Origin of the sequence: Pseudomonas sp. NBRC 111127 (genome assembly GCF_001320345.1) — a bacterium.
GTDB lineage: Bacteria > Pseudomonadota > Gammaproteobacteria > Pseudomonadales > Pseudomonadaceae > Aquipseudomonas > Aquipseudomonas juntendi.
The window spans coordinates 1-11,760 of sequence record NZ_BCBD01000168.1 but is presented as its reverse complement, the minus strand read 5'-3'; the positions used below and the strand labels follow the sequence as shown (position 1 = coordinate 11,760).

At 61.4% G+C, this 11,760-nt stretch carries 15 protein-coding genes; 7 read left to right on the top strand and 8 right to left on the bottom strand.

Features of this window, described 5'->3' with window-relative positions; all coding sequences use genetic code 11:
- Window positions 1–215: 215 nt before the first annotated feature.
- From APH30_RS28335 to APH30_RS22825, 6 genes are all read left to right on the top strand, one after another.
- Window positions 216–455 carry a hypothetical protein gene (locus tag APH30_RS28335; protein ID WP_081791613.1) on the top strand — a complete coding sequence of 80 codons (240 nt, stop codon included), beginning with the start codon at window positions 216–218 and terminating at the stop codon, window positions 453–455.
- 208 nt (window positions 456–663) lie between these two features.
- Complete coding sequence (gene mobF, locus APH30_RS22845; protein WP_232879742.1) at window positions 664–2,397, top strand: MobF family relaxase; 1,734 nt, start codon at window positions 664–666, stop codon at window positions 2,395–2,397.
- Between the two features lie 76 nt (window positions 2,398–2,473).
- Window positions 2,474–4,153, top strand: a complete 1,680-nt coding sequence (locus tag APH30_RS22840; protein WP_003465068.1) for a Mu transposase C-terminal domain-containing protein — start codon at window positions 2,474–2,476, stop codon at window positions 4,151–4,153.
- Between the two features lie 2 nt (window positions 4,154–4,155).
- Window positions 4,156–5,064, top strand: a complete 909-nt coding sequence (locus tag APH30_RS22835; RefSeq protein WP_003465065.1) for a TniB family NTP-binding protein — start codon at window positions 4,156–4,158, stop codon at window positions 5,062–5,064.
- Window positions 5,061–6,278: a TniQ family protein gene (locus APH30_RS22830; RefSeq protein ID WP_014754502.1), complete on the top strand. Its 1,218-nt coding sequence runs from the start codon at window positions 5,061–5,063 to the stop codon at window positions 6,276–6,278. Before APH30_RS22835 ends, APH30_RS22830 begins: the two co-directional genes overlap by 4 nt.
- Before the next feature lie 60 nt (window positions 6,279–6,338).
- Entirely contained in the window at window positions 6,339–6,953 is a 615-nt protein-coding gene (locus tag APH30_RS22825; RefSeq protein WP_000904941.1) for a recombinase family protein, read from the top strand.
- Window positions 6,954–7,005: 52 nt separating this feature from the next.
- On the opposite strand, the gene merE is transcribed toward APH30_RS22825, so the two are convergent.
- From merE to merT, 6 genes are read right to left on the bottom strand one after another with little or no spacing between them, the layout of a single operon-like run.
- On the bottom strand, window positions 7,006–7,242 hold the full coding sequence (gene merE, locus APH30_RS22820; RefSeq protein WP_001087809.1) for a broad-spectrum mercury transporter MerE: 237 nt from the start codon (window positions 7,240–7,242) through the stop codon (window positions 7,006–7,008).
- Window positions 7,239–7,604, bottom strand: coding sequence for a mercury resistance co-regulator MerD (gene merD, locus APH30_RS22815; RefSeq protein ID WP_054890425.1), 366 nt, complete (start codon window positions 7,602–7,604; stop codon window positions 7,239–7,241). The genes merE and merD overlap by 4 nt, the downstream gene beginning before the upstream one ends.
- Before the next feature lie 16 nt (window positions 7,605–7,620).
- Window positions 7,621–9,267, bottom strand: a complete 1,647-nt coding sequence (gene merA / locus APH30_RS22810; RefSeq protein ID WP_000136268.1) for a mercury(II) reductase — start codon at window positions 9,265–9,267, stop codon at window positions 7,621–7,623.
- Window positions 9,264–9,509 (bottom strand): mercury resistance system transport protein MerF, encoded by a 246-nt coding sequence (gene merF / locus APH30_RS22805; RefSeq protein ID WP_000654684.1) that lies wholly within the window; start codon window positions 9,507–9,509, stop codon window positions 9,264–9,266. Before merF ends, merA begins: the two co-directional genes overlap by 4 nt.
- 2 nt (window positions 9,510–9,511) lie before the next feature.
- Window positions 9,512–9,787: a mercury resistance system periplasmic binding protein MerP gene (gene merP / locus APH30_RS22800; RefSeq protein ID WP_000735441.1), complete on the bottom strand. Its 276-nt coding sequence runs from the start codon at window positions 9,785–9,787 to the stop codon at window positions 9,512–9,514.
- Between the two features lie 15 nt (window positions 9,788–9,802).
- The gene (gene merT / locus APH30_RS22795; RefSeq protein WP_001294667.1) at window positions 9,803–10,153 is read right to left on the bottom strand and encodes a mercuric ion transporter MerT; all 351 of its coding nucleotides are present in this window, start codon (window positions 10,151–10,153) and stop codon (window positions 9,803–9,805) included.
- Between the two features lie 71 nt (window positions 10,154–10,224).
- Between merT and merR the strand changes: the two genes are divergently transcribed.
- Window positions 10,225–10,659: an Hg(II)-responsive transcriptional regulator gene (gene merR, locus APH30_RS22790; RefSeq protein WP_000429838.1), complete on the top strand. Its 435-nt coding sequence runs from the start codon at window positions 10,225–10,227 to the stop codon at window positions 10,657–10,659.
- Between the two features lie 57 nt (window positions 10,660–10,716).
- On the opposite strand, the gene APH30_RS22785 is transcribed toward merR, so the two are convergent.
- Together APH30_RS22785 and APH30_RS29195 are read right to left on the bottom strand one after the other, a co-directional pair.
- Entirely contained in the window at window positions 10,717–11,373 is a 657-nt protein-coding gene (locus APH30_RS22785; RefSeq protein ID WP_012196454.1) for a recombinase family protein, read from the bottom strand.
- 151 nt (window positions 11,374–11,524) lie between these two features.
- Window positions 11,525–11,760 (bottom strand): hypothetical protein (locus tag APH30_RS29195; protein WP_218186817.1); only part of this gene is annotated, 236 nt, incomplete at its 5' end.

Genomic DNA, 11,760 nt, shown 5'->3' with positions numbered 1-11,760 from the left:
AGGGTATGCCTCAACCTGGCGTCAGACCGGACGACCGAAGTACGTCAAGATAGGGGCTATTTCGGCTTTTCCTGACGTTTCCCTACAAACCTCTATGACTTCAACCTGACAGGCCACGGCTTCAGGCTGCTTGGTTGTCATTGGGTTTATCAAAACTTGAAGAAGTGGCGGGCTGCCGCTATTAGTTAAGATTCACTCAACACAAGGACGCGACGATGATTCAGAGATTTGTTGTTGTTCCTGCGATCCCCATCGAAACAGGATCGATTCGTAATGGAACTCGCTTTCACTCCACTACAGTTCCTGGCGGGTTTGATATTTATGACAATCAAGATAAGCAGCGATTGCAGTTCACCTACCCGACACAGATAGAAGCAGATGCTGAATGCGAAAGACTGAACATGGAGCACTATCAAACCTCTATGACAACACCTACCGGCATCAGCTCACCATGATCTAGTCGTTCTCTGCTCAACGGTGTGGACTGAAAACAAAAGCCCCGGCATCTTGACGGGGCTTTTGTTGAGGGGATCTGATCCTTCAGCTCCCACGATTGTAGTCAAGAAATGAAAGGCAAACCGAGCAAGTGCAAACACTCTGACAGAGACATGCCCGAACTTTGCGGGTCACAGGGCCTATCGTACGATTTTTTCCGTTTTCTCTATGCACCCCTACTACGCCAAGGAAACACCCGGCGAGTGGCAAGGCGAAGGTGCCGAACGGCTCGGCCTGGTCGGCCCCGTCGATCAGCTGCAACTGGCCAAACTGCTTGATGGCAAGTTGCCGAACGGCGAGCGGATCCACACCACGTTCAATGCCGAAACCAACAAGCGGCGCATGGGCTTGGACATGACATTCTCGGCGCCGAAATCGGTGTCGATGCAAGCACTCGTCGCCGGCGACAAAAATGTCACCCTGGCTCACGACCGGGCGGTGGCCAAGGCCATGCACCACGTCGAAAAGCTCGCCCAGGCACGGCGCAAGGTACAGGGCAAGTTCCTGCGCGAACGCACGGGGAACATGGTCATTGGCAAGTTTCGCCACGAAATGAGTCGCGGCAAGGATCCCCAACTGCACACCCATGCGGTGATCATGAACATGACGCAGCGCGCCGATGGTAAATGGCGTGCCTTGTTCAACGACGATATTTTCAAGGTTCAGCATGAAGTTGACGCCATGTACAAGGGCCAACTGGCCTTGGAGCTGCGCGAGCTGGGCTACGAGATCCGCGTACTCGATGGCAAAGGCAACTTCGAGCTGAATCACATTTCACGGGAACAGATCGAAGCATTCTCCAGCCGCAGCAAAGTCATTGAAGAAGCGTTGGCCAAGGACGGGAAAACCCGGGCCGACGCGACCACTCTGGAAAAACAAGTTATCTCAATGGCCACCAGGCCGCACAAAGACGAGCGCGACCACGATCTGGTGAAACAGTATTGGGTGACGAAAAGCCGCGAGTTAGGGATCGACTACGGCCCACAAAGCCGATTGGATGGCCGCGAGTATGGTGAATCAGGCCCAGCGTCAGGCGCTGGCCGCGTTCCATCTGATCCCAATCTACCCGCAGGGCTGACACCGGCCCAAGCCGTTGTGCAATACGCAATCAATCACCTGACCGAGCGTGAACAGGTTGTTACCCAGTTGGACCTGTTGACCGTGGCGCTCCAGCGTTCGGTAGGGTTGGCCGGGCCTGACCAGGTACGGGCCGAAATAGCCCGGCTGGTACAACAAGGTACGCTCATAGAGTCAGCACCGGCCTACTCAATGGCACAGCCCACGGAAAACGCGCCCGTGTTGTCGCCTGCAGGTTGGCAAGCTCACCTGCAGGAGTTGAAAGGCTGGACGGACAAGCAGGCAAAACAGTACGTGGCCACCGCCATCGAGCGCGGTTCATTGGTGCCAACCGAGAAGCGCTACACCACACAGAAAGGCTTGAAGCGCGAGAAAGCCATCCTTGCCATTGAGCGCACTGGCCGGGGCCAGGTGACGCCGCTCATGTCCCAGGAGCAGGTCGCTAAAGCACTTGAAGGATCAACCCTCACCGCTGGCCAACGGCAAGCCGTCGAGACCATCGTCAGCACGGAGAATCGGTTTGTCGGCATTCAGGGTGATGCTGGTACGGGCAAAACCTACTCCGTTGAGCGGGCCGTGCAACTGCTCACATCCGTCAACGAGGCAATGAGTTACGGCAAGACAGAGGATCAACTCGGCTATCGAATCCTCGCATTGGCGCCGTATGGGAACCAAGTTGCCGCACTCAAAAACGAGGGGATGGACGCTCATACCCTGGCCAGCTTTTTCAACACCAAAGACAAGACCCTGGACGAAAGTGTCGTTTTCAGAAGACGACCGCACCATCTGACTGGATGTAACGCTTGGTGTGCATACGGCTCCTGACAGCCCAATATCAGGAGTCGTCTGCACCAATCTCGGCTATGCTCAATACTCGTGTGCACCAAAGCGAGGTTTGGGCATGACATCAGACACTCCACCGATTGCCGCGCAAGGCGTGGCCACCCTGCCCGACGAGGCATGGGCGCAAGCCCGGCACCGGACGGAAATCATCGGGCCACTGGCAGCGCTTGAGGTGGTCGGGCATGAAGCCGCCGATGAGGCAGCCCAAGCGCTGGGCCTGTCCCGGCGACAGGTATATGTCCTGATCCGTCGCGCCCGGCAGGGTACTGGCCTGGTAACAGACCTGACGCCCGGCCGATCCGGCGGCGGCAAAGGCAAGGGGCGCTTGCCGGAACCGGTCGAGCGCATCATCCGCGAGCTGCTGCAAAAGCGCTTCCTGACCAAGCAGAAACGCAGCCTGGCGGCGTTCCACCGCGAAGTCGCGCAGGCGTGCAAAACCCAGAAGCTGCCGGTGCCGGCGCGCAACACCGTGGCCCAGCGGATTGCCGGACTACACCCGGCGAAAATAGCCCGCAGCCGGGGCGGGCAGGACGCTGCCCGTCCCTTGCAAGGCGCGGGTGGCATTCCGCCCGAAGTCACCATGCCGCTGGAACAGGTGCAGATCGACCACACCGTCATCGACCTGATCGTGGTCGACGAGCGCGACCGGCAACCGATTGGCCGCCCATATTTGACCCTCGCCATCGACGTGTTCACGCGCTGCGTACTCGGCATGGTGGTCACGCTGGAAGCGCCGTCCGCCGTCTCGGTCGGCCTATGCCTCGCGCATGCCGCCTGCGACAAGCGGCCCTGGCTGGAAGGGCTGAATGTGGAAATGGACTGGCCGATGAGCGGCAAGCCCAGGCTGCTCTATCTGGACAACGCGGCCGAGTTCAAAAGCGAAGCGCTGCGCCGTGGCTGCGAACAGCATGGCATCCGGCTGGACTATCGCCCACCAGGCCAGCCGCACTACGGCGGCATCGTGGAACGGATCATCGGCACGGCGATGCAGATGATCCACGACGAATTACCGGGGACGACCTTCTCCAATCCCGGCCAGCGCGGCGAGTACGATTCCGAGAAGATGGCCACCCTGACGCTGCGCGAGCTGGAGCGCTGGCTCGCGTTGGCGGTAGGCACCTATCACGGCTCCGTGCACAACGGCCTGCTCCAGCCGCCGGCCGCGCGCTGGGCCGAGGCCGTGGAGCGCGTTGGCGTCCCGGCCGTCGTTACCCGCCCCACCGCGTTTTTGGTCGATTTCCTGCCGGTGATCCGCCGCACCCTGACCCGCACCGGCTTTGTCATCGACCACATCCACTACTACGCCGACGCCCTCAAGCCGTGGATTGCCCGGCGCGAGCGCTTGCCCGCCTTCCTGATCCGGCGCGATCCGCGCGACATCAGCCGCATCTGGGTACTGGAACCGGAAGGTCAGCACTATCTGGAGATCCACTACCGCACCTTGTCCCATCCGGCCGTCACCCTCTGGGAACAACGCCAGGCGCTGGCCAAATTGCGTCAGCTCGGGCGCGAGCAGGTGGACGAGTCGGCGCTGTTCCGCATGATCGGGCAGATGCGCGAGATCGTGACCACCGCCCAGAAGGCCACGCGCAAGGCGCGGCGCGACGCTGATCGCCGCCAGCACCTCAAGACGTCGGAGCCACCGGCCAAGCCCATACCGCCGGATGTGGACATGGCTGACCCGCAGGCAGACAACCTGCCGCCGGCCAAACCGTTCGATCAGATCGAGGAGTGGTAGCCGTGGACGAATATCCCGTCATTGACCTGTCCCACCTGCTGCCAGCGGCACAGGGTTTGGCCAGGCTGCCGGCAGACGAGCGCATCCAGCGCATTCGCGCCGACCGCTGGATCGGCTACCCGCGCGCGGTCGAGGCGCTGAACCGGCTGGAAACTCTGTATGCGTGGCCGAACAAGCAACGCATGCCAAACCTGCTGCTGGTCGGCCCCACCAACAACGGCAAGTCGATGATCGTCGAGAAATTCCGGCGGGCGCACCCGGTCGGCACCGACGCTGACCAAGAACATATCCCGGTGCTGGTCGTGCAGATGCCGTCAGAGCCATCGGTGATCCGCTTCTATGTCGCGCTGCTGGCTGCGATGGGCGCGCCGCTGCGCCCGCGCCCACGGCTGCCGGAAATGGAGCAACTGGCGCTGGCCCTGCTGCGCAAGGTCGGCGTGCGCATGCTGGTGATCGACGAACTGCACAATGTACTGGCTGGCAACAGCGTTAACCGGCGCGAGTTCCTCAACCTGCTGCGCTTCCTCGGCAACGAGCTGCGTATCCCCCTGGTCGGGGTCGGCACGCGCGAGGCGTACCTGGCCATCCGTTCGGACGATCAGTTGGAAAACCGCTTCGAGCCGATGCTGCTGCCGCCGTGGGAGGCCAATGAGGACTGCTGCTCGCTGCTGGCCAGCTTCGCGGCGTCACTCCCGCTACGGCGGCCATCCCCGATTGCCACGCTGGACATGGCCCGCTACCTGCTCACCCGGAGCGAAGGCACCATCGGCGAGCTTGCACATCTGCTGGTGGCGGCGGCCGTCGCCGCCGTGGAGAGTGGCGAGGAAGCGATCAACCACCGCACGCTCAGCATGGCCGACTACATCGGCCCCAGTGAGCGGCGGCGACAGTTCGAGCGGGAACTGATGTGAAGTCCGCGCCGCGCTGGCCGCTGCATCCGGCACCCAAGGAAGGCGAAGCCCTGTCCTCATGGCTCAACCGGGTCGCCGCCTGCTACCAGATGGACGTGCACGAGCTGCTGGCCCACGATCTTGGTCACAGCCAACTTGATGACCTGGATACCGCACCATCCTTGTCGTTGCTGACGGCGCTCTGCCAGCGCAGTGGCGTCGAGCTGGAGCGGTTGCGCAGCATGAGTCTTGCAGGCTGGGTGCCGTGGCTGCTCGACAGTCTCGACGATTCGGTACCAGCAGCCTTGGAAACCTATACATTCCAATGCGCGGTGCTCCTGCCCAAGCGCACCCGCAAGGTGCGGTCCATCACTCGCTGGCGTGCCTGGCTACCGAGCCAGACGATTCGCCGGGCGTGTCCGCAGTGTCTGAACGATCCAACGAATCAAGCTGTGCTACTCGTCTGGCAGCTCCCCTTGATGCTGAGCTGCCCGCAGCATGGCTGCTGGCTGGAGTCCTACTGGGGCATGCCCGGCCGGTATCTTCAGTGGGAAATCGCCGATGCTGCGCCGCGCCCTGCCGATGACGCAATCGCCTGCATGGACCGGCGCACCTGGCAGGCGCTGACGACGGGTTTTGTGGAGCTGCCGCGTCGGCGTGTCCACGCCGGCTTGTGGTTCCGGCTGCTGCGCACCCTGCTTGATGAGCTGAACACGCCGCTCTCGCACTGCGGCAGTTGCTCGGCGAGCATCCGCCATGTCTGGGAGCGCTGCGGCCATCCGCTGCGCGCCGGGCAGAGTCTGTGGCGTCCCTACGAGATTCTGGCCCCGGCGGTGCAGTGGCAGATGCTGGAGGCGGCGGCCACCGCCATCACGCTGATCGAGTCAAAGGCGCTGATCCCGCGCGGGGAACAGGCCGCGCTGTTTCAGACGGAGCCGCACACTGGTTTCACCAACGGCCTGCCGGCGAAGGTGCCGAAGCCGGAACCCATCAACCACTGGCAACGAGCAGCCCAGGCCATCGATGAGGCCATCATTGAAGCGCGACACAACCCGGAGACGGCCCGCTTGCTGTTCACACTGGCGTCCTACGGGCGACGCGACCCCGAATCCCTGGAACGTTTGCGCACCACGTTCACCAAGGAGGGCATCCCGCCGGAGTTTTTGTCACATTACGAGCCTGAATGGCCGTTTGCAGGTCTTAGACTAAATGACGGGTTAAGTGACAGTTTTTGACGGCGAGAACTTTCTGGCTCACACTGTCACATAATCGAACGTATATGTGACAGGTACGACATGCTGATAGGCTACATGCGGGTATCGAAGGCGGACGGCTCCCAGGCTACCGATTTGCAGCGCGACGCGCTGATTGCCGCCGGGGTCGATCCAGTACATCTTTACGAGGACCAGGCATCCGGCATGCGCGAGGATCGGCCCGGCTTGACGAGCTGCCTGAAGGCGTTGCGAACTGGCGACACACTGGTCGTGTGGAAACTGGATCGGCTCGGACGCGACCTGCGACATCTCATCAACACCGTGCACGACCTGACTGGGCGCGGCATCGGCTTGAAGGTATTAACCGGGCACGGCGCGGCCATCGACACCACGACCGCCGCCGGCAAGCTGGTCTTTGGCATCTTCGCCGCCCTGGCCGAGTTCGAGCGCGAGTTGATCGCGGAGCGCACGATTGCCGGCCTAGCCTCGGCCCGCGCGCGCGGGCGGAAAGGCGGCCGGCCGTTCAAGATGACCGCCGCCAAGCTGCGGCTGGCGATGGCGGCAATGGGTCAGCCAGAGACCAAGGTCGGCGACCTGTGCCAGGAACTTGGCGTCACGCGGCAGACCCTGTATCGGCATGTTTCACCCAAGGGTGAGCTACGTCCAGATGGCGAGAAGCTACTCAGCCGAATTTGATGCCGGCATGAGGCAACGTAGCGACAGCGTGGTTTGTCTCAATGGGAAGCGCTCATGATCGATCTTTGAAGGCCCGCAGCAGTCGTGTCACAGACAGGACGAACAAACCGGTCAGCGTGAGGGCTGCGATACCCCAGTACTCTCCGATGAACGCGCCGGCCGTCGTGCCGGCCAGCACAATGGCGAGAATCGGCAAATGGCAGGGACAGGTGAGCACGGCCAGCGCGCCCCACAGGTAGCCGGTGATCGGTTTGTGCGTCTCGGACGGCAAGCGCTCGGGGCTGTTCATGGCAGACTCTCCGCGTGCTGTGCCGGCTCGGTCGGTATGGTGGCCAACTGCACCTCCAGATCGGCCAACGCTTCGCGCCGACGCTCGACGAACTGGCGCAGAACGGCAAGCTGCGCGGCCGCTTCATCGCCGTCCGCAGCATCCAGCGCCCGGCACAGCCGCGCCAGCGCGTCCAGGCCGATGCCCGCCTCGAAGGCCGCCCGCACGAAGCACAGCCGTTGCAAGGCGGCATCATCGAACAGGCCATAGCCGCCCGGGGTGCACGCCACCGGACGCAGCAATCCGCGCAGCAGGTAGTCGCGCACGATATGCACGCTCACCCCGGCATCAAGGGCCAGCCGGGACACGGTGTAGGCGCTCATTGAAAACCTCCTTTTTTTATCCAGCGCAGCAGGAAAGCTGCTTCACGTCCTTGTTGAAGGTCTGCGCCGCAAGCTTCAACCCCTCGACCATTGTCAGGTAGGGGAACAACTGGTCGGCCAGTTCCTGCACCGTCATGCGGTTGCGGATGGCGAGCACCGCCGTCTGGATCAGTTCGCCCGCTTCCGGGGCCACCGCCTGCACGCCGATGAGCCGTCCGCTACCTTCCTCGATGACCAGCTTGATGAAGCCGCGTGTGTCGAAGTTGGCAAGCGCTCGCGGAACGTTGTCGAGTGTCAGCGTGCGACTGTCGGTCTCGATGCCATCGTGGTGCGCTTCCGCCTCGCTGTAGCCCACGGTGGCGACTTGCGGGTCGGTGAACACCACTGCCGGCATCGCGGTCAGATTGAGGGCTGCGTCGCCGCCGGTCATGTTGATCGCGGCACGGGTGCCGGCGGCCGCTGCCACGTAGACGAACTGCGGCTGGTCGGTGCAGTCGCCGGCCGCGTAGATGTTCGGGTTGCTCGTGCGCATGCCTTGGTCGATAACGATGGCCCCTTGCGCATTGACAGTGACCCCCGCCGCGTCCAGCGCGAGGCTGCGCGTATTCGGTGCCCGACCGGTGGCAACCAGCAACTTGTCAGCGCGCAATTCACCGTGTCCGGTGGTCAGCACGAATTCGCCGTTCACATGGGCGACCTGGCTGGCTTGCGTGTGCTCCAGCACCTCGATGCCCTCGGCGCGGAAAGCGGCTGTCACGGCCTCGCCGATGGCCGGGTCTTCCCGGAAGAACAAGGTGCTGCGTGCCAGGATCGTGACCTGGCTGCCGAGCCGGGCAAAGGCTTGCGCCAGTTCCAACGCCACCACCGACGAACCGATCACGGCCAGGCGTGCGGGAATGGTGTCGCTGACAAGCGCTTCGGTGGAAGTCCAGTAGGGTGACTCTTTCAGGCCCGGAATCGGCGGCACGGCCGGACTGGCACCGGTGGCGACCAGGCAGCGGTCGAACGTTACCTCGCGCTCGCCACCCTCGTTCAAACGGACGACCAGGCTCTGGTCGTCCTTGAAACGCGCTTCACCGTGCAAAACGGTGATGGCTGGATTGCCGTCCAGGATGCCTTCGTATTTGGCGTGCCGCAGTTCATCGACACGGGCCTGCTGCTGGGCCAGCAGTTTGCTGCGGTCAATCGCAGGCACAGTTGCCGCAATACCGCCGTCGAACGGACTTTCCCGGCGCAGATGGGCAATATGGGCAGCGCGGATCATGATCTTGGACGGCACACAGCCGATATTGACGCAGGTGCCGCCGATGGTGCCGCGTTCGATCAGCGTGACCGTCGCGCCTTGCTCGACGGCCTTCAGCGCCGCCGCCATCGCGGCCCCGCCGCTGCCAATGATGGCGATATGCAAACCGGCGCCCTCAAGTGCATCACGGATTTTTGGTTCATCTTTGAAATCACCAACCCGGATCGAGCCTTGATAACCCAATGCGGCGATGGCGGCCAGCAGTTGGTTGTGGCTCACGGCGGTGTCTGCCATGACTTGCGCGCGGCTTTCTGGATAGGACACCACAGCGGCATTCACGCCGGGAATCTTTTCCAAAGCATCTTTGACATGGGTGGCGCAGGATGTGCAGGTCATGCCATTCACGGTGATTTCGGTCATTTTTTTACTCCATTGAATTTCGGTGTGCAGCAGGCATCGGCTTGGCGTTTTCGTTGGATGGCGTAGATGGTCAAGCCGATGAAAATCGCCAGCGCAGGCAGCAGCACATAGTCCAGATAGCCGGTCAGCGCGGACAAGCCGACCACACCGAGCAAAATGACCAGAACAGGGGTGAAGCAACACAGCGCCACGAGGGTTGTGCCAATGATGCTGACCCGCAGCAGTGTCTTCGGGTCTTTCATGATCAGTTCTTGACTGATGATGGGTAGCCCGCATCCTCGGTAGCCTTGGTCAGTTTCTGCACGCTGGTCTTGGCATCATCGAAGGTGACCACCGCTTCGCGCGTCTCGAAGGTCACGTCAACTTTACTGACGCCATCGACCTTGGAAATCGCCTTCTTGACAGTGATCGGACAGGCCGAGCAGGTCATGCCCGGTACGGACAGCGTAACGGTCTGGGTGGCGGCCCACACGGGGGCAACAACGGCAGCGAGGGCAAGGGCGGAAAGCAGCTTTTTCATGGTGAACTCCTGTGATCAATAGAAAAATGGCACGACGTAGGGAAATCCGAGCGCGACCAAAACCAGCACGGCCACGCCCCAGAAAATGAGCTTGTAAGTAGCTCGCACTTGGGGAATCGCGCAAACCTCACCCGGTTTGCAGGCGGCTGACGGCCGGTAGATGCGCCGCCAGGCGAAGAACAACGCCACCAGCGCCACGCCGATAAAGATGGGGCGATAGGGTTCCAACACCGTCAAGTTGCCGATCCAAGCGCCGCTGAACCCCAAGGCGATCAGAACCAGCGGCCCGAGGCAGCAAGCCGAGGCGAGGATGGCGGCCAGCCCGCCAGTGAAGAGCGCGCCGCGCCCGTTTTGAGGTTCAGACATACGTTTGTCCTTTCGAATCTGAATTGGATAGCTTAAGCTTACTTCCGTAGTTATGTACGGAGTCAAGCGATATGGAAAACAATTTGGAGAACCTGACCATTGGCGTTTTCGCCAGGACGGCCGGGGTCAATGTGGAGACCATCCGGTTCTATCAGCGCAAGGGCTTGCTCCCGGAACCGGACAAGCCTTACGGCAGCATTCGCCGCTATGGCGAGACGGATGTAACGCGGGTGCGCTTCGTGAAATCAGCCCAGCGGTTGGGCTTCAGCCTGGATGAGATCGCCGAGCTGCTGCGGCTGGAGGATGGCACCCATTGCGAGGAAGCCAGCAGCCTGGCCGAGCACAAGCTCAAGGACGTGCGCGAGAGGATGGCTGACCTGGCGCGCATGGAGGCCGTGCTGTCTGATTTGGTGTGCGCCTGCCATGCGCGGAAGGGGAACGTTTCCTGCCCGCTGATTGCGTCACTGCAAGGGAAGAAAGAACCGCGCAGTGCGGACGCGGTGTAGCCCGAGGGAACTACGCCTTAGCGTGCTTTATTTTCCGTTTTCTGAGGCGACTCCTTCTTAGGCATGTTGTTCCCTCCCCGGCATGGTGATGGTTGGTCTAGTGTTTGTGGGTTTGATGTTCCGGCGTTTGATGAACAGGCGCAAGGTGTGAGGGCTGACGCCTAACAACTCGGCTGCGCGACTTTGCGGCAAGCCAAGGTTCACGTATGCCTGTACTTCATCAATACGGCTGTCCAGCTTCAAGGCGCTCGATTTGCTGCCCTTGGGTCGCCCGAGCGTCTTGCCGCGCTCTCTGGCGACTTGTAGCGCCTCGGTGGTACGTGCCTGAATGAAATGCCGCTCGATCTGTGCAGCCAAGCCAAGCACGGTTGCCATGATGTCGCTTTGTAGGCTGCCGTCCATGATGATCTTCTGTTTGGTCACATGGACGATTAGGCCGCGCTCGCTCGCCGCTTTGAGAATTTCCAAGGCGGCGAGGGCGGAACCGGCAATGCGCGTAATCTCCGGCGTCAGTAGCACGTCGCCACGCTCGGCCTTTTCGATGATTGCTCCGAGCTTGCGCTTGCGCCAGTCCTTTGCTCTGCTGGCAATTTCTTCCTCGATCTGTAGCGGCGCGAAGCCTTTGGCGTTCGCGTATTCGAGCAAACCGTATTTTTGGTTTTCCGGGTCTTGGCCGTCACGCGAAACCCGGAGATAGGCATAGTATTTTGGCATTTGCAGGGAAAACGTCAGATTCGGTTAAACATGCCTCATTCTAGCGCAGATTAAATAGGAATTAAATACCCTGTTGCGGTATAGATAAAACGTTGGTTTGTTCTGCCCTATGAGCGTACAAAAAAGGCCGGGTGAGTGGCCCGGCCTTCGTTTAGGTGCTGAATAGGATTGGTTCTGGTGCCAGCCTCATGAGAAGCGCGTCATAAAACCACATGAGGGCCGACGCACCAAGGCCGACGCCTGCGACCGATAGCATGATGTGGGTCTTATTGGCCGAGTCCAGCCCAAGCCACATGATCGGTAGGGTGATGAGACTGGCGAACGAAGCCAAGCCGAGAAGAAAGCGCACCGGGCCGCGCAGCCACCAGAGAATGAGGAACACCAGAT